At 52.9% G+C, this 22,289-nt stretch carries 17 protein-coding genes and 1 pseudogene; 11 read left to right on the top strand and 7 right to left on the bottom strand.

What is annotated here, in order from left to right; translation table 11 throughout:
- Positions 1–52: 52 nt before the first annotated feature.
- From AC06ND_RS05140 to AC06ND_RS05150, 3 genes are all read right to left on the bottom strand, one after another.
- The gene (locus AC06ND_RS05140) at positions 53–3,106 is read right to left on the bottom strand and encodes a DUF4906 domain-containing protein (RefSeq protein WP_475677921.1); all 3,054 of its coding nucleotides are present in this window, start codon (positions 3,104–3,106) and stop codon (positions 53–55) included.
- 2 nt (positions 3,107–3,108) lie between these two features.
- Positions 3,109–4,200: a DUF6359 domain-containing protein gene (locus tag AC06ND_RS05145; protein WP_475677922.1), complete on the bottom strand. Its 1,092-nt coding sequence runs from the start codon at positions 4,198–4,200 to the stop codon at positions 3,109–3,111.
- A 112-nt stretch (positions 4,201–4,312) separates the two neighbouring features.
- A complete protein-coding gene (locus AC06ND_RS05150; protein ID WP_475677923.1) occupies positions 4,313–6,925 on the bottom strand; it encodes an ATP-dependent helicase in 2,613 nt (870 codons plus the stop codon).
- A 74-nt stretch (positions 6,926–6,999) separates the two neighbouring features.
- Here AC06ND_RS05150 and AC06ND_RS05155 point away from each other — a divergent pair, with 74 nt between their 5' ends.
- The 9 genes from AC06ND_RS05155 (at position 7,000) to AC06ND_RS05195 (ending at position 16,545) form a co-directional block, all read left to right on the top strand.
- Positions 7,000–8,349: a Na(+)-translocating NADH-quinone reductase subunit A gene (locus AC06ND_RS05155; RefSeq protein WP_475677924.1), complete on the top strand. Its 1,350-nt coding sequence runs from the start codon at positions 7,000–7,002 to the stop codon at positions 8,347–8,349.
- Positions 8,350–8,361: 12 nt separating this feature from the next.
- A complete protein-coding gene (locus AC06ND_RS05160; RefSeq protein WP_475677925.1) occupies positions 8,362–9,519 on the top strand; it encodes an NADH:ubiquinone reductase (Na(+)-transporting) subunit B in 1,158 nt (385 codons plus the stop codon).
- A 12-nt stretch (positions 9,520–9,531) separates the two neighbouring features.
- Positions 9,532–10,317, top strand: a complete 786-nt coding sequence (gene nqrC, locus AC06ND_RS05165; protein WP_475677926.1) for an NADH:ubiquinone reductase (Na(+)-transporting) subunit C — start codon at positions 9,532–9,534, stop codon at positions 10,315–10,317.
- A gap of 30 nt (positions 10,318–10,347) precedes the next feature.
- The gene (locus tag AC06ND_RS05170) at positions 10,348–10,944 is read left to right on the top strand and encodes an NADH:ubiquinone reductase (Na(+)-transporting) subunit D (protein ID WP_475677927.1); all 597 of its coding nucleotides are present in this window, start codon (positions 10,348–10,350) and stop codon (positions 10,942–10,944) included.
- A 19-nt stretch (positions 10,945–10,963) separates the two neighbouring features.
- Positions 10,964–11,578, top strand: coding sequence for an NADH:ubiquinone reductase (Na(+)-transporting) subunit E (gene nqrE / locus AC06ND_RS05175; protein ID WP_475677928.1), 615 nt, complete (start codon positions 10,964–10,966; stop codon positions 11,576–11,578).
- A gap of 19 nt (positions 11,579–11,597) precedes the next feature.
- Positions 11,598–12,872, top strand: coding sequence for an NADH:ubiquinone reductase (Na(+)-transporting) subunit F (gene nqrF, locus AC06ND_RS05180; RefSeq protein ID WP_475677929.1), 1,275 nt, complete (start codon positions 11,598–11,600; stop codon positions 12,870–12,872).
- A gap of 187 nt (positions 12,873–13,059) precedes the next feature.
- Entirely contained in the window at positions 13,060–14,139 is a 1,080-nt protein-coding gene (locus AC06ND_RS05185) for a hypothetical protein (protein ID WP_475677930.1), read from the top strand.
- A gap of 1 nt (position 14,140) precedes the next feature.
- Positions 14,141–15,361: a fimbrial protein gene (locus AC06ND_RS05190; protein WP_475677931.1), complete on the top strand. Its 1,221-nt coding sequence runs from the start codon at positions 14,141–14,143 to the stop codon at positions 15,359–15,361.
- 77 nt (positions 15,362–15,438) lie between these two features.
- Complete coding sequence (locus AC06ND_RS05195) at positions 15,439–16,545, top strand: PTS sugar transporter subunit IIC (protein ID WP_475677932.1); 1,107 nt, start codon at positions 15,439–15,441, stop codon at positions 16,543–16,545.
- A gap of 22 nt (positions 16,546–16,567) precedes the next feature.
- On the opposite strand, the gene AC06ND_RS05200 is transcribed toward AC06ND_RS05195, so the two are convergent.
- Positions 16,568–17,239, bottom strand: a complete 672-nt coding sequence (locus tag AC06ND_RS05200) for an isochorismatase family protein (RefSeq protein ID WP_475677933.1) — start codon at positions 17,237–17,239, stop codon at positions 16,568–16,570.
- 133 nt (positions 17,240–17,372) lie between these two features.
- Here AC06ND_RS05200 and AC06ND_RS05205 point away from each other — a divergent pair, with 133 nt between their 5' ends.
- Together AC06ND_RS05205 and AC06ND_RS05210 are read left to right on the top strand one after the other, a co-directional pair.
- Positions 17,373–18,245: a hypothetical protein gene (locus AC06ND_RS05205; RefSeq protein WP_475677934.1), complete on the top strand. Its 873-nt coding sequence runs from the start codon at positions 17,373–17,375 to the stop codon at positions 18,243–18,245.
- A gap of 12 nt (positions 18,246–18,257) precedes the next feature.
- Entirely contained in the window at positions 18,258–19,361 is a 1,104-nt protein-coding gene (locus tag AC06ND_RS05210) for a glycosyltransferase family 4 protein (RefSeq protein ID WP_475677935.1), read from the top strand.
- 29 nt (positions 19,362–19,390) lie between these two features.
- Here the strand turns inward: AC06ND_RS05210 and AC06ND_RS05215 are convergent, their stop codons facing one another.
- The 3 genes and pseudogenes from AC06ND_RS05215 to AC06ND_RS05225 all read right to left on the bottom strand — a co-directional run.
- Complete coding sequence (locus AC06ND_RS05215) at positions 19,391–20,341, bottom strand: glycosyltransferase (RefSeq protein WP_475677936.1); 951 nt, start codon at positions 20,339–20,341, stop codon at positions 19,391–19,393.
- Positions 20,342–20,433: 92 nt separating this feature from the next.
- A complete protein-coding gene (locus AC06ND_RS05220; RefSeq protein ID WP_475677937.1) occupies positions 20,434–21,336 on the bottom strand; it encodes a lysophospholipid acyltransferase family protein in 903 nt (300 codons plus the stop codon).
- A 1-nt stretch (position 21,337) separates the two neighbouring features.
- Positions 21,338–22,289: pseudogene (locus tag AC06ND_RS05225) on the bottom strand (excinuclease ABC subunit UvrA); the annotation flags it as partial.

The following is a 22,289-nucleotide window of genomic DNA, read 5'->3' on the forward strand; positions in this document are numbered from 1 at the left end:
TCGGTAAAAGCTCGCGAAAAATAAGTTCCTGCGACTGACCACATCGGTCCGCCTATCTGTCATAGCGGTGGAATGTCTTTGACCCACCGGTCTCCGAGACGTAGGTGTAGTTCTTGTTGGAAACCTTCACATAGTCCTGTTCGTATTGGGCTTGATTCTTAGCTTCGACAGTGCCTCTCGAAGATCTGTCCGGATTATACATGCTGTCATGAGCAGGATAGCTTCCCTCTGAAGTCCTGTAGTTGAGTGAGAACATGCGTACAGACGTCACTCCCCTGGAATCCCTGATCTTCACCGGAAGCAAGGTATTGTCCTGTGTCCTCAACGTCACGGTCAGGTTCACCTTGTCCGGCAAGGCAAAGACGGCGAAAACCTGACGAGGGAGATTCCCGCTTTCAGTCGACTGATGCCAGTAATCCCTGTTCAGAGCGAAGAAGGTGTTTTCTATTCCATAGTCAGTCATGATAGTCCGCTGTTCCTCCTGTGGTCCTATAACGAACGAATTGGTCAACTCCTTCCTATAATACTCGTAATGAAGCGCGCCATCCTTCTTTTCCCGCCAGGACAATGAAGAGACACACTCACAGCTGACCTCGGCCACTACGTTGCCTGTTCGCAAGCTCTGATCTCCCCATACATACAACACGAAGCCAGTGCCTTCCTTCCACTGGACGGAGAATTCGACAGCTTCCTTCCTGTGTATGCCGACAAAGTCTGACGGTCTAAGATTCTCAAAGGCGTTATACTGGCTGATTCCGCTCCACAATCGATTTCCGTCAGCATCCCAGGCTCGGCTGGAGTAATACCGGACATCGCTGAGAGCAGTGTTCGTCACCCCTCCCGTATAGTTATAGTAATCCGCGTAGGAGAAGCCGACAGAATGTCCTCCGACAGTCTTCAGGATGAGATCTCCGACGCATTCCTGCCAATTGCTTCCCACATTATCCACAACCTTCCTATGCATGGCATAAGGAGAGGACATAGTATAGTTTGCTGCTCTCTGGACATGATAGCTTCTCATCGCCTTACGCTGCCTCGTATCCGGATTCAGAGGAGTACAGTCCTCGTAGCTGTCTGCGCGAGACGGCTCCAGGACAAAATCCGTCATCGAGCCCACCAGATCATTCAGGACCGGACTGTTCCCGGACAGGAAGCTCACATCGGAGCAGTCACGAAGAGCATCCAATGAGGAATAATGTCTTCCAGTATAGAACATTGAGCCCTCCAATGTGATTCCAGATGGATTGCTGACCACCAAGCGGTAGTCGCTCACATCCCGGCTCACCGATCGTGGATACCCGTCTATATTCGTTTGGGAGCCGCAATGCCACAGTTCGATAGGGACTATGTCAAAAGACAGAGGAAGGCTGATACCCTCCGCATTCGAAGAGTTCAAGCGGCAATCCCAAATAGGAACGGAGTTCGATGCGTACTGGCCATAGAGGCGTGAAAGCTCGCGGTTCAGAGATTCTGCATCTCCCCTGTTCCCCATGGACAGGACAAGACTCGCTGCCGGTCCATCGCTTCGTTCTGAACCCATGGACAGCACCGCACTCTGGCTATTTGCGACTGCACCGTCTACAGTTGTATTTCCGGAGCCACATGAAGCTCTCTGCTCAATGTCCACGAGGATGTCCGAATACTTTCCCAGGTCGAAGTCGTATGCTGCAGAGGAATTCAGATTTCTTCCCTGCCTGTCCACAAGGAATATGTCGGCCACAGAAGGATCTCCGTTAACTACGGGCCTCAACAATTCCGCATCCGACACTCTCATTCGAGCCTTCCTGACGACGACAGGCTTATCGGCATCGTGAGTGAGGTCACTTATCGGCATACCGTCAGGGCCGAAAAGATAAAGCACGTTTCCTATGCCCGCAGTCGGCATTTCCGCCTTCATGACGCAGCTCAGCACATTGCCCTGAGTATCTATCGAGCCAAAGCTCAAATCGTCAGAAACAACTCCAGCACGAACCAGACGCAGGCTGCAGCCCGTAAGATCCTCTGCCAGCATCTTCACCAGTCCAGGGCGTAGAGTCACCTGAATACGGGCGCTCTCTCCGACATAGAGGTCATCGACATCATGCATGCCCTGCACAATCTTCCAGGATCCCAAGCCAAGCTTATAGCGAGTCTTGTTTTCGACTCTCCAGGACACTTCCCTCAGACCTCCAGGAGTCAGCAGAAGGGTCAGATTATACTCATGGTTTCGCACAAGATCAAAGTTGGTACAATCATCCTCTCCCGGATACAGACGATAAGTCACAGAACCGTCCATGACTGACTCATCCCTGAAGCGGCATAAGACTTCCAGATAGGTACATCGCTCCGGATGGGACAGATTGCCGGGGACCTTGCTCATTGGATCCAAATTGCCCGGCAGAAGCGTTCCTTGGCAGTTCTCAAGCGTATACAAGATGACAGGATAGCCTGCATTCAAGGATGCCAGATCAGATTGAGATGCATAATCTCCATCCATGACGACAGGTTTTCCTGCCGGAGCCGCAGTCTCGGCACGACTCCCGGACTCACCGAAAGGCGTAACGGCCGCTGCTCCCTGCATAAGTCGCACGGACACCACCTCAAGCTCATCCATGGCACCAGAATCCAGTCTGAAACTGATTTCCGAGACCATCCTTTCGAAGAGAACGTTTACGACATCGCCATCCTTGGCCACGTAGTGAGTATCGGACCAGGCCATAGGGATTCCCGAGTCCAGATCCTTAATTCTCGATAAGGACACGCTCAACGACGTCAGGTCAGATTCCTTTGCCGGGAAATCAGGTTCGCCCACGTTCGCAAGGGCATATACCGCATACTCTGCCCCTCTGACCAGTTTCATGGAAACGGTCTTGGAGCTTGATTCCAGGTACTGCGTGGCCTCAATTCGTCCTCGCCTGTATGCCGCTATACAATAGTCCGAGACAGCATCTACATTTGCTGAAATGCTGCTCTTCGTGGCCTCGTCCCAGTCGGCACAGAAACTGACCTCGACAATCTCCACTTCGCCGTCAGATTCTTCAGAAATAAGCAGATCGCTGGTGCACGAATAGGCCCAGGAAAGGCTCAGAACGGCAATCAGAGCCTTTGAAAGCAGGTTCCCGCGCATAATTATTTCAGTTTAAAATCACTGATGTTCTTTATCCCCGGCAGACCGTAGTATGAGGACACTATATCCCCTTTTATATAGACTTTCCTGCCCAGGTTATCAGGGTTGTCGACCAGATTCAGCGCCGTTCTTATAGCTCCGGAAGGGAGCTGCACAGACATGCATGAAGACTTGACGGAGACTGAGGACTTCGAGGCAATCGCCAGGTGGGTAGACGAACTGAACGGGCCGCTGAAACTTATTCCCGTAGCGGAAGAAGTCATGTCACCTCCGACTATGTAACCCGTAACCCATACCCCAGCCTTTCCTATATTGTTCTTCGCATCAGACACCGAAAGAGCCGACTCCATATCATCTCCCCCTGAGCCGGAACCTCCAATCACATAGGAATCCGAGACATAGTTTCGCGTCGTATCCACGGACACGCTTATACCTCCCGAGGCAGCGGAAGAACCGCCGGAAGAAGATGCCGAAACCGATACATTCAAGGTAAGGATCTCCTGGCTTTCGAGAGTCTTTGTAAGCAAGGTTGTTTCACTTGCGCCTTCATTTAGGACAAGGGAAACTGAGCCCGGCTTAAAATAGGCAATTCGCGTTTCTCGATATGCGTAGAGCAGTTTTCCCTCATTAGACTTCAGAAAAAGAGAGGCCTGAGGGTAGGCCGTAAGGAATTCAGGAGCAACCTTGAGTTTCATGCCTGAATTAATCTGTCTGCAGACCATTTCCACATTCGCCACAGCACCCGGATTCACGACCACGCACTGCTCGTCACCATACTGCGGAGCATCGAACTGAGGCTTGGAAAATTCAGAAGAAACCAGCTTCACATCATAGGTTCCGGACTTCACCAGAAGAGACTCCGGAGACGCCCCGTACAGTCCGGAATATATCACCGAGCCATCAGATTTCGAAATGGTCAGGATAAAGTCATTTGTATCGGGAATATCGACGACGGCCTTGCTCGGCGTAAGGGACTCCGTCACCACCCTGAGACTTATGTACCCTTCTTGCTTTCCTTCGAGCCACGCGCATGATGTACAGAACACCAGAAGAAGGGCCAGCGGTGCAAGGCTCGCAAAAAATCTCTTTCTCATATCCATCGTACCTCCCCCGCTACAGGAAGCAATCGCAAAATAAGAAAAGAGCCTGCCAATCGGCAAGCTCTCGACTCATATTTGCATTTTTTCGTAGCGTTTTAATTTTTTCCTACTCCTTCACGACGCGAATCTTGGCGTATTTGAGAATGAGTATCTTCTCCCCATAATCGTCGAAGAGTATCCTCGCCTTTAGATCCACCGCCGATCCGGAGAGATCGACTATCTTTCCGAAGCCGAAACGGTTGTGCTGAACCCTGACGCCGACCTTGAGCTCGGAAACCGGAGACGGGATGAAATCCACTTCCGCCGTCGGGAGAGGACGCTGGCCTGTACCGGCCGGACGCGATATCGGACGCGCTGAGCCTGACGTAGAAGGGCGACGCTCGGTGACGGCACTGCTGCTGCCACCGTATGAATATCCCTGACCACGGGAAGAGCCTCCGCCATAGCTGCCACCGCGAGACGAGCCTCCGCCATAGCTGCCACCACGAGACGTTCCTGTCCCATAGCCACCACCGTAGGAACTTCCAGAACCGCTGCCACAAGAACCGCCACGGGTCTGCCCCCAGAAAGGAGCACCGTCGTCCATGTCGCCGACAGCGCCGACAGGAAGCGGATTCTTTATGTATCGAGGATCAATCTCCCTGACGAAACGAGACGGAGAGTTGAACTCGGTCTTGCCATTGCGCATGCGCTGCTTGGAATATGTTATTACGAGCACGTTCTTGGCCCTGGTCATCGCAACATAGAAAAGTCGCCTTTCTTCCTGAATATCAGCAGGAGAAGCCAGCATTCCACCAGTTGGGAAGAGGTTCTCCTCCATGCCGGACACGATGACGTAAGGAAACTCGAGACCCTTCGAAGTATGCACGGTCATCAGCGCGACCTTATTGTCTGAATCCTCATCGTCCTCCTCCTTCACGTCGATGGCGCTCAGAAGCGAAATGTTCTCGAGGAAGGCACCGAGAGTGACGACAGGGAGGTCAGACTCCGAAATCTGGAAATCATCCGGAATGGATGTTCCGTCTCCGCCGGCATTCATCTGGATAGCTTCGAAATCCTCGTTGTGACGCTCCTCCACGAAGCCCTTCACCGAGTTCAGGAGCTCCTCGACGTTCGCAGTCCTGCTCTGTCCCTCGATTGACGTGTCAGCCCTGTACATCGCGAGTATGCCGGACTCCATGGCCACGGACACGGCAAGCTTGTATGCGTCCGTAGGAGGCACACTCCTAAGCTGCTGACTATCATCACCATCATCCACTATCCGGCCTACAGCCTCGACGCTGAATTTCCGAATCATATCGCAGAACTCACGTATCTTTGCGACCGCTGCAGCCCTGCCGAAATAGCTGGCTATATCCTCAAGGTATGCTGCCTCTATGAGCGTACATCCATGCTCGGCAGCAGCCTTCGCAAGAGCATCGACCGAAGTGTCTCCGATGCCCCTTGCCGGCTTGTTCACCACCCTCCTGAAGGACTCGTCGTCACGCGGGTTCACCACGAGCTTGAAGTATGCCATAAGGTCCTTCACCTCCTGCCTGTCGAAGAATGAATTACCCGAATATATCATGTACGGGATGTTCCTCTTTCGGAGCATCTCCTCTATCGCGCGGGACTGAGAATTGGTCCTATAGAGAACAGCAAAGTCCTGATACTGAGCCTTATCAGCCTGTATCCTCGATACAATCTCATTTGCGATGAGCATAGCCTCCTCCTTGTCCGTATAGCCTTCTACGAGCTTGATGAGTTCTCCCTCCTCTCCTGCAGAGAAGCAGGTCTTGGGAATCCTCGCCTCGTTCTTCTCAATGAGAGTGTTCGCAGCATTCACGATGACCTGTGTGGAGCGGTAATTCTGCTCCAGGCGGAAAATCTTGGACTCGGGATAGTCCTTGCGGAAATTGAGTATGTTCTCGACCTTCGCACCACGGAAAGCATAGATGGACTGCGAGTCGTCACCTACCACGCAAAGATTGTGGTGGGCAGCGCTCAAAGCCTTGAGTATCAGATACTGAGCATAGTTGGTATCCTGATACTCATCCACCATTATGAAGCTGAATCGTCCAGCGATCTCGTTGCGTGCCTGCTCATGGTTGCGGAGCAGGATGTTCATGTTGAAGAGTATGTCGTCGAAGTCCATGACTCCGGCGGCGCGGCACTTCTCCCAATATCTCTGATAGATGTCGACCAGCCTACCCTTCTTCGCACGTACGTCGTTCTCGATTGCCGCGCCGTTGGCCCTGTATGAGCCCGGCGACACAAGCGAGTTCTTGGCCGAGGATATGCGCGCGAGCACATCCTTTGGCTTGTATATCTTGTCGTCCAGCTGGAGTTCCTTGATACATGTCTTCACCAGGCTCGTAGAATCGCTCTGATCATAGACCGTGAATTCCTTCGGGTAGCCGAGAAGGTCAGCATAGTCCCTGAGGAAACGAATGAACACCGAATGAAAGGTTCCCATCTGGATTTTCCAGGCATTTCTGCCACCCACCATCTGGGCGACTCTCTCCTTCATCTCAGACGCTGCCTTCTTGGTGAAAGTAAGGGAAAGGATCCTCGAAGGATCGCATCCCTGAGCTATCAGATACGCGATTCTGCTTGTCAGTACGCGTGTCTTACCTGAGCCTGCACCCGCCACGATAAGTACCGGTCCATCCACACAGCTGACAGCTTTCTTCTGCTCGCTGTTCAGCCCCTCCAAAATAGCACTTATTTTCTCTTCCATAGTGACGCGAAAATACACAAAAAATGCGTATATTCGCGACGCGTTTTTAAGAAAACTCAAAAACAGTTTAAATAATGTCAAACAACATCCAATTGAAAAAAGGTCTCAACATCCCTATCTCGGGTGCTGCGGACCAGTCAATCAGGAAGGTGATCGTACCCGATGTAGTCGCTGTAAAGCCGACTGACTTCAGGGCTCTCAAGGCCAAGCTCGCAGTCAAGGAAGGCGACCGTGTCCTTGCAGGTTCACCAGTCCTGATCAACAAGGAGTGCGCCGACATCGTCTTCACATCACCAGTAAGCGGTACTGTGGCAGAGGTTGTCAGGGGCGAGAAGAGAAAGTTGCTTGAGGTCCGCATCAAGGCAGACCAGGCTGTTGAGTATGTTGATTTCGGCAAGCAGGACGTCAAGGCTCTTGACGCAGAGGCTGTCAAGGCTCTCCTCATGAAGAGCGGTCTCTGGGCTTGTCTTATCGAGCGTCCTTACGGCGTCGTGGCTAACCCAGCCGCTGCCCCTAAGGCCATCTTCGTTTCAGCATTCTCTACCGCACCTCTCGCAGCTGAGGTTGAGTTCGCTCTCGCAGGCGAGCTCGCAAACATCCAGGCAGCCGTATGCGCTCTCGGCAAGATCGCTCCGGTACACATGTCATTCGCCAGCGAGCAGTCAGCTTTCTACGGCGTTGAAGGTGCTACCAAGCATGTCTTCACCGGTGCTCACCCCGCAGGCAACGTAGGTGTCCAGATCCATCATGTATGCCCAATCCAGAAGGGCGAGACCGTATGGACCGTGACCATGCACGAGCTTGCAATCATCGGTCGTCTCCTCAACACCGGTAAGTATGATGCCACCCGCACCATCGCAGTGACCGGTCCTAAGGCTATCAAGCCTGCCTATGTAAAAGCTGTCGCTGGTATCTCAATCAGCGCACTCAAGGAATTCTTCGACGCTTCAGAGGGTCTCCGCTATGTCAGCGGCGACTGCCTCACCGGTAAGAATGTCGGAGCAGAGGGTTTCCTCAGCTTCCACGACAACCAGGTGACCATCCTCAAGGAGGGTAACGAGTATGAGGCCTTCGGCTGGGCAAAACCTTTCAGGTTCAAGCAGTTCAGCTCATCTCACACCTACTTCCACTGGATTCTCAGCTGGCTCAGCCCTAAGCAGTACGACCTCGACACCAACCTCCACGGAGGCGAACGTGCATTCGTCGTATCTGACGTTTACGGCAAGGTATTCCCAATGAACCTCTTCCCTATCTACCTCACCAAGGCTTGCATCGCCAAGGACATCGACAAGATGGAGAAGTTCGGTATCTATGAAGTCCTCGAGGAGGACCTTGCACTCTGCGAGTATGTCTGCCCTTCAAAGATCAACATCCAGCAGTACATCGCAGAAGGCATTGAACTCATGATCAAGGAAATGGCTTAAAGACGAAGAATTATGAACGCAAGAAATATCGTAGACAAGATCAAGCCTACCTTTGAGAAAGGTGGCAAGCTTGGATTCCTCCATTCTACATTCGACGCCTTCGAGACATTCATGTTCGTCCCTAACACCACCACCAAGAGCGGTGCGCACGTAAGGGACTGCGTCGACATCAAGCGCGTGATGATCATCATGGTTCTCGCCCTCGTTCCTGCATTCCTCTTCGGAACATGGAACATCGGCTACCAGCACAACCTCGCATTCGGTCTCGGATGGGGTTTCTGGAACATAATCTGGTACGGTCTCGTAAAGATCATCCCGCTCGTACTCGTAACTTACATCATCGGCCTCGGCATCGAGTTCACCTCGGCACAGCTCAACGGCCATGAGGTCAACGAGGGTTACCTCGTTACCGGATTCATCCTCCCTCTCATCGTCCCAGTAGACGTTCCTCTCTGGATGCTCGCAATCGCTACCGCATTTGCAGTCATCATCGGCAAGGAGGTCTTCGGCGGCACCGGTATGAACATCTGGAACCCTGCACTCATCGCACGTGCATTCCTCTTCTTCTCATACCCTAGCAAGATGTCTGGCGACAGCGTATGGGTAGGTGGCGTATCAAGGTTCAATGAGATCGGCAAGGCTTGGCAGGCAGGCAACGGCATCGTTGACGGCTTCTCAGGTGCTACCCCTCTCTCAGACCCAGCCGGCTACAGCGCTCTCGACATGATCATCGGTACCGTACCTGGTTCAGTCGGTGAGACTTCAGTAATCGCCATCCTCATCGGTGCAGCAATCATCATCTTCACCGGCGTCGCAAGCTGGAAGATCATGGTATCATCAATCGCCGGCGGTCTCATCGTAGGCTGGCTCGGTGGTCTCGTGATTCCAGACGCAGTACCTGCATGGTATCACCTCATCATGGGTGGTTTCCTCTTCGGTACCGTCTTCATGGCAACCGACCCTGTAACCTCTTGCCAGACCGAGTGCGGTAAGTGGATCTACGGATTCCTCGTAGGTGCCCTCGCCGTGATCGTACGTCTGTTCAACCCAGGTTACGCTGAGGGTATGATGCTCGCAATCCTTCTCATGAACACCTTCGCACCACTCATCGACCACTGCGTGATCGAGAGCACTCTCAAGAAGAACGCGAAGAAAGCAAGAATCGCATAAACAGACAGCACCATGAATACAAACAGTAACGTATATACAGTTATCTACACGACAGTTGTCTGTGTATTGGTTGCAGCGGTTCTCGCATTCGTGTCACAGACCCTCAAGCCTCGTCAGGAGGCAAACGAGAAGGCTGAGACCATTTCGCAGATCCTTACTGCCGCTCAGTTCGGTGAGAAGTCATCATGGACTGACAACAACGCTACCATCAACTTCTACAAGGAGAACATCGCTTCTGCAGCAGTGATCGGTTCCAACGGTTACGCAAGCGCAGAGCTCAACAGCGCAGACGCTGAGATCTATACCGTATCAAAGCTCAAGGCTCAGAACTACAACATCAAGGGTGGTTCAGACGTAGAGCTTCCTGTATACATCTTCAAGAACGGCGTCACCGTGCTCCCTATCTACGGTGCCGGCCTCTGGGGTCCTGTATGGGGCTACATCGCTCTCTCTAGCGATCTCGAGACCATCGTAGGCGCATACTTCGATCACGAGAGCGAGACTCCTGGTCTCGGTGGAAAGATCAAGGATGATCCTGCATTCCGTGGCCAGTTCCCTGGCAAGAAGGTACTCTATGGCAATGGCAAGGCATTCAACATCGTCAAGGGCGGTGCAAACGGTATGGCCAACGGTATCGACGCCATCACCGGTGCAACCATGACCTCAAACGGTGTGGATGAGGCTATCAATAACTGGCTCGAGGCATACAAGCCATACGTGCTCGCTCAGAAGGCTGTGACCCGCGAGCCTGCACAGGACGGCATCATGCTTCTCAGCGAAGAAACTGTCAACGAATAATTGAGGAGGAGAAAGATTATGAACGAAAAAATGAAAGAAACAATCCTCAACCCGTTGTTCAAGGGCAACCCAATCAGTGTCCTCGTCCTCGGTATCTGCTCTTCACTCGCAGTAACAGTTGAGCTCAAGGGAGCCCTCGTGATGGCTCTCTCGGTCATCTTCGTGACCGGTCTCTCAAGTCTTGTCTGCTCACTTCTCAGAAAGACCATCCCTAGCCGAGTCCGTATCATCATCCAGCTCGTAGTCGTAGCCCTCATGGTAATCCTCGTGGACCAGCTCCTCAAGGCATTCGCATATGGCATCGACAAGCAGCTCAGCGTGTACATCGGCCTCATCATCACCAACTGTATCGTCATGGGCCGTATCGAGGCGTTCGCTCTCGGTAACAAGCCAATTCCGTCACTCCTTGACGGTATCATGAACGGTGTAGGTTATGGTATGATTCTCGTCGTTGTCGGTTTCTTCCGTGAGCTCCTCGGTTCAGGTACCCTCTTCGGTCTCCCTGTACTCTCAGCTATCGGTTACACCAACAATGGACTCGTTATCCTTCCTCCAATGGCCCTTATCTTCCTCGGATGCATCATCTGGGTACAGAGGGCAATCCAGAAGGACCTCCAGGAAAAATAACATCTAACTCAGATCGAAAATGGAATATTTAAGCTTATTCGTAAAGTCAATCTTCGTTGACAATATGATCTTTTCATACTTCCTCGGTATGTGCTCATACCTGGCAGTATCGAAAAACGTGAAGACAGCCAACGGTTTGGGTATAGCTGTTATCTTCGTGCTCTTTGTGACTCTCCCTATCAACTACCTCCTCAACAAGTACGTGCTCACCCCAGGTGCGCTCTCATGGCTTGGCGAGAGCTTTGCGACCGTTGACCTCAGCTTCCTCAGCTTCATCGTCTTCATGGCAGTCATCGCAGCCATCGTACAGATCGTGGAGATGGTAGTCGAGAAGTTCACTCCTTCCCTCTATGCTTCCCTCGGTATCTTCCTTCCGCTCATCGCCGTGAACTGCGCCATCCTCGGTGGTTCGCTCTTCATGCAGCAGAGGGATTTCGTGAACGTAGGTGAGTCTGCAGTATACGCCCTCGGTTCAGGTATCGGTTGGTATCTCGCTATCGTAGCTCTCGCAGCTATCCGTGAGAAACTCGCATACAGCCATGTCCCTGCACCTCTCAAGGGTCTCGGTATCACCTTCTTCACCGTAGGTCTCATGGGAATCGCTTTCATGGCCTTCATGGGTATTTCACTTTAATATATAGGAGAACAAGAATATGGCAAATACAATAATTGCGTCAATGGCCTTCATGGTCTTTGTGATCATCATCCTTGTTGCGCTTCTCCTTTTCGTAAAGGCTAAGCTTACTCCTAAGGGCAAGGTGAAGATCACCATCAATGGCGGTAAGAAAGAAGTTGAAGTAACCCCTGGCGGATCACTCCTCAGCACCCTCGCTGAGCAGAAGATCTTCCTCCCTTCTGCCTGCGGTGGTAAGGGTAACTGCGGCCAGTGCAAGTGCCAGGTCGTTGACGGTGGTGGTGAGATCCTCCCTACCGAGGTCGGTTTCTTCAACCGCAAGCAGATCCAGGACCACTGGCGCCTCGGCTGCCAGGTGAAGGTCAAGGAGAACATCGAGATCGTCATCCCAGATTCAGCTCTCAGCGTGAAGAAGCTCGAGTGCGAAGTCATCAGCAACGACAACGTGGCTACCTTCATCAAGGAGTTCACCGTCAAGCTTCCTGAGGGCGAGCACATCGACTTCAAGTCTGGTGAGTACATCCAGATCGACATCCCTGCTTACGAGCTCGACTTCAAGGACATCGACGTCGATCCTATCTACAAGGGCGACTGGGAGAAGTTCGGTTTCTTCGGACTCCACGCTTCAAACCCTGTTCCTACCGTTCGTGCTTACTCTATGGCCTCTTACCCTGGTGAGAAGGGCATCATCAAGCTCAACGTCCGTATCGCTACCCCTCCATTCGACAGGAGCGTTCCACGTGAGCTCGGTCCTAAGCTTCTTCCTGTAAACCCAGGTATCGGTTCATCATACGTATTCACCCGCAAGCCAGGTGACAAGGTGATCATCAGCGGTCCGTTCGGAGACTTCCTCCTTCCTAAGAACGACCCAGATTCACAGGAGTACATCTTCGTCGGCGGTGGTGCAGGTATGGCACCTCTCCGCAGCCACATCATGGAGCTCTTCAAGACCATCAAGACCGGCAAGGAAGTACATTTCTTCTATGGTGCACGTGCTCTCGTCGAGGCATTCTACCTCGAGGACTTCGCTGCTATCGAGAAGGAGTTCCCTAACTTCCACTTCCACCTCGCTCTCGACCGTCCAGATCCTGCAGCAGATGAGGCTGGTGTTAAGTATGTAGCAGGTTTCGTTCACAACGTGATGTACGAGACTTACCTCAAGGACCACGAGGCTCCGGAGGATATCAAGTACTTCATGTGCGGACCTCCTATGATGGTTGGTGCAGTCGTAAATCTCCTCGACTCACTCGGAGTTGCTCCTGAGAGCATTCTCTACGATAACTTTGGTGCTTAATCTGATTAAGCCATATAGAAAAAAAGGCGGTAACTTCGGTTATCGCCTTTTTGTTTTTTCCCTGGAGATAGATAGAAAAGGTCTGTAAAAATGACTTTCCTCTGAAATAATTGAATTTTCAGGGTGGGACGAACGGGATTTCGCAAGAAGTATTGTATATGATACGGCGGCTGGATAGCTTTGTCGTATGAAGGAACGAGGAGAAAGAGGAATTGCGGAGATCCTGGCAGCAATCGCTGCGCAGGCGCTGGTCCTGGCTACCGTCATGATAGAGATCATTGGATGCGAGAAATCCAGCGACATATTAAGGACAGGTACCGTTAACCATGGAGGGCCGATACAGGGAGACAGTCTAGAGACAAAAGCGGAGTCGTGGATAAACCTTGCCGGAGTTGCGGTCGGAGATACCGCAGACGTGTTCGTATATGACGACGACCAGCTCAGGCGACTGGACACCTACCAGAGGGAGGTGCTGAGTTCTGACAGGATGAAGGTCGCGAGCACCTCCGGTCCGAAGATAGTCGCGATGGTGATAAATGGGCGCACTGGACGATACAGTTGGACGGCGAGCAACACCTATGCCTATATGGAGAGGCTTGACGCCGAATTCGAAAAGGAGGATATCGCACATCCTACCCTGAGTGGAACCGCAACGATCAACGGAAAGAGCGTCAAGCCGTGCAACATGGATCTCCATCCCATTATGTCCAAGGTCGTGCTGAGAAGTATCAGATGCGACTTCAGTGGCATGGCCTATGACGGAGCCAGATTCACAGGGGCAAAGGTCTATCTGACGAACGTCAGCACAATATGCAGAATGATGCAGGACAAGGATTTCAGGACAAGGGGAATCCTCAACAGCGGCATGCTCGTCATGGAGGACCTGCAAAAGATTTCGGATCCTGCCATGCTATATCAAGACCTCCCGATAAGCATAGGGAAAGACTGGATCGAGGTGAACAAGACCCTTTACTGCTACCCGAACACCAATGAGGAAGAGTCTCCGGGATCACCTTTCACGAGGATGGTCATCGAAGGGCAGATCAACGGACACACATGGTACTACCCCATCAACATCAACCGTAAGGATATCTGTTGGGTCGAAGGAACTCCGGGAATCAGCCGGGATAGGGTTTACCAATATGACGTCACGATAAAGAGGACAGGTACGGACGATCCGGACAAGCCGGTATCATTGGATGACATCAGCGTCGTCTGCGAGGTCGTGCCGTGGGACGAGAAAGCAGAACGTTATGAGAGGTTTTAGGATGATTGTAGGCATCGCCGTGATGATGGTGATGTCTGCTGCCTGCGGGAATCTGGAGTCGAGGAACGACAAGTGGAAATCGGGGCCGGATGTGGATGGGAGCGTATACATGGATACCAGATTAAGTCTGGACGGCGGCATCTTGCAGACCAGATCGGACAATCCTTCGGACGAGAATCAGATATCCGACGTGAACATCTTCATCTTCAACGCCAACGGCGAGCTGGACGAAAGGAAGTTCCTGCGCATCGGACAGTTCGTAAGCCGCGACTACGGGGCAGACTGCCACGTCAAACTGATCCGGGGCATGGAGTACTCCATATATATAATGGCGAATCTGGGCTACGCGCCGCAGCTCAGGACTCTCGAGGACGTGTTGGGATTCCGTTACTGGATGACCAGACCGGACGAGTACCGAGGCGGGATACCGATGTGCGGGCATGTGGACAGGAAGCTCGCAGACGGCAAGGACATACACGTGCAGATGACCAGGGCAATGGCAAAGGTCTCTCTCGAGATAGACAAGAGCAGGCTGGACGACGACGTGAGCTTCGAAGTCAGCAGCATAGAGGTGGGCAATTGTCCGAGATCCGTACTGATGTTCGGAAGCAGCGGAGTGCGTAACGAGGACGACTGTTTCCCCGTGGGCTTCACGAAATACAAGATGCCGACTGAAGTCTATCTGTTCGAGAACTCGTCACCTGCAAGCGAGGATCAATCCTCGTATATAGAGATCAAGGCCGAGTATAAGTCCAGGGAGCTCTACACCAAGGATGGCAAGTTCCTGACCTACCGTTTACGTATCGACGACGGGAAGGGTCACTCGGTACAGAGGAACACTCACTACAAGATAACCGTCGTCCCGGAGAAGGACGGACTGGGAGGAGTCAACGTCGACAACTGGAGGATTGACAAGAGCGAGCTCAGCATACTTTATCCAGGACAGCCATATCTGATACAGCATCCGGAAGGATACGTGGAGTGCCATATCGGCGACCGCATACACCTCTGGTGCGACGTCTATCCGCCGGATACGCCCTTCGACGTGGGACGAGAGTTCCTCGAGGACGATCACCTTGAGGGGAGATACGACTATGAAATAGACGAAGACGGATTCGGAGTGTGGCTCACCATGACCGAAGGAGGAATGGGATGGGTCGAGATGTGGGCCGGAGAACCCGTCAATGACGGAGCCTTATGGATGATAATGTGCGAACCTTAGCAAAATAGATTGTTTGAGTTCGGAGAGTGATGTATATTTGCCGTCCCGGAAATGACAAGACATTCCGGAGACTGACAATGAATAAGATCAAGGCTTTCCTCGAAAGGAAAAACATCGAGATTTCTCTACAGAGATACGGCGTGGATGCGATGTCCGCCATGGCACAGGGACTCTTCTGCACCCTTCTCGTAGGAACAATACTCAACACCCTCGGCACTCAGCTCCACATCGCTTGGCTCACCAAAGCCATCATCACCGTCGGGAGCACAGCATATACCATCGGAGGCTTAGCGTCGGCCATGGTCGGACCGGCAATGGCCGTTGCCATCGGATATGCCCTGAAGGCGCCTGGAATGGTGCTTTTCACCCTGGTACCCGTAGGATATGCCACGAACATACTCGGCGGAGCAGGCGGTCCCTTCGCAGTATACGTCGTCGCCATACTTGCTGCCGAGGCCGGTAAGGCCGTAAGCAAGGAGACCAAGATAGACATTCTCGTCACTCCCCTCGTGACCCTGCTCGCAGGTATCGCCATCGCCAGCCTGATCGCCTCACCTATCGGCAAGGCCGCAAGTTGGGTCGGCAACCTCATCATGTGGGCGACCGAGCTCCATCCTTTCATGATGGGAATCTTCGTGTCGGCAATCGTAGGCATGGCGCTCACCCTTCCTATCTCATCTGCGGCGATTTGCGCAGGACTCGGGCTCACCGGACTCGCAGGAGGTGCCGCTCTCGCAGGTTGCTGCGCACAAATGGTAGGATTCGCCGTGATGAGCTTCAAGGAGAACCGTTGGGGCGGCGTCATCAGCCAGGGACTCGGAACAAGCATGCTCCAGATGGGAAACATACTCAAGAACCCTAAGATCTGGGTAGCGCCGATACTCGCCAGCATGATCACCGGCCCTGTCGCGACCTGCATTTTCGGAATCCAGATGAACGGTGCTGCGGTAAACTCCGGCATGGGCACCTGCGGTCTCTGCGGCCCTATCGGCGTATGGACCGGCTGGGTAGAACCATCAGCGGCAGCCCTTTCAAATGGAGCTGCCGCCTATAGTCCGTCGATGATTGACTGGATGGGTCTTGTTCTTGTATCTATCGTCCTCCCTGCTATCCTCTGCCTTATCTTCGGACAGATCTTCCGAAAGATAGGATGGATCAAGGAAGGCGACCTGAAGTTGTCGTAATCAGGCCTGCCAGCGGCAGGAATTACTTCCTCGCGATTCCGTTCTCAGCAACGAAGGCCTCGATAGTCGAGCCGTCGTCAATGCTGCGGACACAATCCATAAGCACTGCAACCTTCTCTGCTGAAGCAAGCTTGAGGATGTTCGCGGTGCTTTCCTTTACGCAGTAGTCACCAGCGATACCGCACACGTCGATGCTCTCGGCATTGGTTATCCACTGATAGATCACGCCCTCGGTGAGATCCTCGAATGCTCCGTACTGCTCCTTGTCCGCAGACGCGCCCTTGAAGAAAAGCTTAGCCTTGTCGGAAGCAAGGATGCCCGCGAATTCGTCAGCAAGACCTGCGCCCTGGGTGTAAGCAACGCAATGTGATGGCCATGGGCCACCCTGAGGAGCGAACGAACAATGGTTGCCTGGATGCCAGTCGAGAGTGAAGATGATGCCGTCATAGTTGTCGGCAATGGCTGCAATCTTGGCAGGAAGAACCTCGCTACCGCCTACATAGAGCGAACCAGCAGGATCGAAGAAATCCCTCTGTACGTCAACGACCACGAGAAGCTTAGCCGGATTTTCGCAGCACTCGCAACACTCGTCACAGCAGCAATCATCGCACTGAGCCTGGTTTGCATTCTGATTGCATGAGCTCATGGCAAGCACCGCCGCCATGGCTGAAAGAATTGAAAAAATACGTTTCATATACACTAATAACTTATTCCCTTGGGGAAATGGGTTGCAAATATATCCATTTACGACAATATCCGTATCACAAGAACGGAGAAATAGCGGAAGTATCTTCAGCATTTGTGTAAATCTCCTATCTTTGTAATGGATGGACATAGTCATCACATACGTAGACGGACTTGATCCGCTCTGGAGGCAGGATTACGAGAACGCGGTCGGCGGGAAGCTCAACGAGAAGAGATTCCGCGACTGGGGTACCCTGCGCTACCTCCTGCGCGGGATCAGGAAGTTCATGCCGTACATCGACAATGTGTTCCTCGTCGTCGCACGCGAGAGTCAGGTACCCGCATGGGCCAGCGAGAAGCTGAAGATAGTCCTCCACGAGGACATCATCCCGAAGGAACTCCTCCCTGTATTCAACAGCACTGCGATAGAGATGTTCCTGCACAGGATTCCGGGCCTCGGCGAACAGTTCATCTACTTCAACGACGACATCTTCCCCGTTGCCCTGTCAAGGCCGGAAGACTTCTTCCGCGACGGGAAGGTAGTGATGAAGCACTCTCGCTGCTTCCTCCCATGGGGAATGTTCAAGAAGCAGACCCAAGCATCGGACAGGCTCGCAAAAAGCGCCGCAGAGGCCAGCGGAATAGGCTTCATGCGCCCTCAGCACATCTGCTCACCTATGCTGCGAAGCTGCAGCGAAGAGCTCTACAAGCTCAAGGAAAAGGAAATACTCTCACTCGTGACTCCGCTGAGGAAGCCCTTCAATGTGAACCAGTACATCTTCACAGACTATCTCTACTACACCGGACGCACGATACAGCAGCGCCGCTCGAAAAAGCACTTCTCGCTTGCGGCGAGCTCGATGGACAAGATAGAATCCTTCATCCTCAACCCGACTGCGCAGTTCGCATGCATCAACGACGTGAACATGCCGCAGGAGAAGTATCTCGAGTGCAGGAAGCGTCTGCTCGCGGCCTTCGAGACCTTGCTTCCGGAGCCTTGCGACCTGGAACGATAGACACGGCATCTGATGAGAATAGCATACTGCATACACTCGATCCACAAGACCGGCGGTAAGGAAAGGGTCCTGAGCATAAAGGCAAACTACCTTGCCGACGTGCTCGGATACGAGGTGCATATCATCACCGCGGCCCTCAAGGGCAGAAGGCCCTTCTTCCCGCTGAGCGACAAGGTCCATGTCCACGACCTCCGCTGCCCCGACCGCTATGTAAGCGCACACGGAAGGTACGCGAAGGCATTGGAGAGCCTGCTGCTCGACATCCGACCGGACATAACGATCTCGACCGGATGCAACGAAATCTATTGCCTTCCGGCTCTCAAGGACGGCAGCATCAAGCTCTGCGAATTCCATTTCTCACACGACAAATACATCCAGAAATACGGTTCCAGCTCTCTCGGACGCCTCTACGCAGGCATCAGGACGAAGAAACTCGAGAAAGCCGCAGCCGCGCTTGACTGCTTCGTCGTGCTGACCGAAGCTGACAGGAAGCTCTGGGCCAGCACCGTACCGGACGCAAGGCAGATCTACAACCCGCTGACCTTCACTACCGAGACCAGGGCCTCACTCGACTCCAAGAGGATGATAGCAGTCGGCAGGCTCGACCCTATCAAGAACTATCCTGACATGGTCAAGGCGTGGGCCAAGGTACACCAGATGCACCCGGACTGGTCCCTGGACATATTCGGCGTCGGCGGAATGACGGAGAAGGTGCGCAGGATGATAGCCGAATACGGGCTCGAAGGATGCGTGAATCTCTGCGGCAGGTCTTCGGACATGCGCAGCGAGATGCTCGGACGCAGCGCGATGGTGATGAGTTCGCTCGGAGAGGGTTTCCCCATGGTCATGCTCGAGGCGAGCGCATGCGGACTCCCTATCGTAAGCTATGACTGCAAGTGCGGGCCGTCGGAAATCATAATCGACGGAAAGAGCGGCTACGTCGTCAAGGAAGGTGACGTAGACGCGTTGGCAGAAGGAATCTGCAAGCTGATCGAGTCCCCCGAGCTACGCAAGGAATTCGGCCATGCAGCAGCGGCAAAGTCAGAGGAATTCAGGATAGAAGAGATGATGCAGTGCTGGGACAAGCTGTTCAAGGAGCTTGTCACCAAGGCCTAGCTTAGCTCCTGCCCGGAGCAGCAATCGTTCTACTTACAGCAAAGATACGACCTGAGAAGGAACTGCTTGAAGATCGGCAACCTGAGGTTCCTTCCTACGCGGAAGGTCTTGCACTCACGCAGGATCTCCGGATATGAGTTGAAATTGTCCCTGTCAAACTTGAGGATGGACCAACCGGCATAGGCAACTATATCCCTTCGAATCTGGTCATTCATGATCTTATATCCCCTGCTGTCGAACAATGCGCGGAGATCCATATAATTGATTGCGCGCTCGACCCTGTTCCTGGCCTTTCTCGCCTTGGAATTTGCAATCGAACCCTCATGGATGAGGTAGTGATAGAGAGGCTCCCTGAGATGGGCAATCTTCTCAGCGAACTCGAGGAACTGGCTGAAGATATAGGTATCCTCATTCATCGAGTATGGAGGCATCACTATATCGTGGTCACGGTAAAGCTCAGCCTTGAACAGGCAGCGCCAAAGATAAGAACATGCCTCCCAGTTGAAGATATCGTCAATCCACTTCGCGCTGTCCCCGTCGGCGTAATCATTCTCTTGAATGAGCTTCACCTTCTTCGGAGACTCTTTCCAATAGTCGCAATAGATAATGTCGCTACCAGTCTCCAACGCCGTCGAAACCAGTTTCTCAACCATGGTGGTCTCCATCACGTCGTCCGGGTCAGAGAACATGAAATAATCGCCTGTGAAATGCTTGAGCCCGAACTCGCGGGCAGAAGGAAGTCCCCCGTTCTCCTTGTCGTAGATATGTACCCTGTCCTTCAGGTGGGGAAAACGGTTATCCAGAATCTCACGGAAAATTTCCATCGACCTGTCCTTCGTTCCGTCATTAACTATCACGAACTCAATGTTCGGATATGTCTGGCTGAGCAGAGACTCAGTATAGGCACCTATGTACCTCTCAACTCCATAAACCGGAATGAGAATAGATACTAGTGGTTGATTTGCAACTAAATTTCCCAAAATGTCAACAATTCTAAACTTATTACTCCACGAGAGGCGCAAAAATACAAATAAAATGCCACCTCAGCAAAAAGTATTGAAGTTTATGGAATCTATGCCCAGCGACGATGGGTCCAGAGGTAGTTCTCCGGCTGAGCCTCTATATCCTTGGTCAGGAGATCATAGAATCTCTGCATGATTTCCTCGACAGGCATCTTGGATGCGTCCTCGCAGATGAGCTCGTACTCGATACGGTACTTTCCCCTCTCCTCGATCACCATCCTCTGGTACATCACCGGAAAGGCGAACTTCGCTGCCATGTTCGCAGCAGCGGCCATGGTCCTGCACTCTCGGTGCATGAACTTTACCGGAAGCGAGCCCTTAGCCGCAGCATAAGGACGCTGGTCGGTATTGATATGATAGAGTTTCTTCTGATCGCGATGGCTCAGGACGAAGCGAATCAGTGACTGGGTCTCCACGAGCCCTTCGAAACCCTCCTTGTCGACGAGCGGAGCTATGCGGTTCCCGTTCATGATCCTGTCCCAAACCTTGCTGGTAAGCTTCTTATAGACCACGACGAAGTTTTTCTCCGCCGCGCGGAATTCAACGTCATCCGGATAATATGACTCCGAACCTCCGAGAAGTTCCCAGTTTCCCATGTGGGAGAAAAGTATCATTATGCTCTCAGAGCGATCATAGACTTCATTCAGCAGCTGAGGATTGCTCACTCTCACTATTCCATGCTTCTTCAATCGCCTTGGGCTGCATCCGCCGAACCAGATGGTCTCCACTACGAGGTCAGCGAAATGGTCATAGAACCTCTTCAGGATGACTTCCCTCTCCTGGGCACTCTTCTGGGGGAAGCACTTCTCGAGATTGTCTCGCACGACATTGCTGCGATAGAACTTCCTCGCGATGATAGACAGGAGCCTGGCGTTGAAGTAGTGGACCTTCAACGGAAGTGCAGCGACCAGCGAAAGCGCGCCCTTGAGGCAATAGTAAGCGAAGTCTGCCATGCTACCTGATATATTTTGCAGTGAATGTATCGGCATGTGCTGCCATATCCTCCGGCGTGCCGGCGAACACGACTTCTCCTCCCCTGTCGCCCGCATCCGGGCCGAGGTCGATGATCCAATCTGCAGAGCGCATAACGTCCGGATTGTGCTCCACGACAACCACGCTGTGGCCGTTCGCAATCAGAGCGTCGAGACTCTTGAGAAGCTTCTCGACGTCATAGAAATGCAGGCCGGTGGTAGGCTCGTCGAAGATGAACATGATGTTCTGACGCTTGTAGGAGCTGCTGTCCTCCGACATGGAGAGGAAGTAAGCGAGCTTGATACGCTGGCACTCACCACCGGAAAGCGTACTGCTGCTCTGGCCGAGCTTGATGTACGACAGGCCGACATCCACCAGCGGCTGGAGCCTGTGCGCAATTCTCTTAGCCTCGCTTTCGGGCTGCGAACCGAAGAACTCGATGGCCTCAGTGACGCTCATGTTCAGCACGTCGTCTATGTTCATTCCCTTGTACTTCACCTCGAGGATGTCCGGCTTGAAACGGCGTCCGCCGCAGGCTTCGCAGACCATGGACACGTCCGCCATGAACTGCATGTCTATCTTCACGAAACCCACTGCCTGGCACTCAGGGCAGCGTCCTCCGTCCTGGTTGAAGGAGAAGAACGAAGGTCCGTAACCGTTCATCTTCGCGTACTGCTGCTCGCTGAAGAGCTTGCGTATGTCATCGTAGACCTTGAGGTAGGTCACCGCGTTGGAGCGGGAGCTCTTGCCTATAGGATTCTGGTCCACGTATTCTATTCTGTTGATCCTGTCGAGATTGCCGCTGAGTCCGCGGAATGTTCCCGGTGCAGAGCCCGTCTCGTTGATGCGGCGGAAAAGCGCCGGGTAAAGTATATCGCCGACGAGGGACGACTTGCCGCTGCCGCTGACTCCGGTCACCACGGTAAGCACGCCT

The organism is Candidatus Cryptobacteroides sp. (assembly GCF_056207615.1).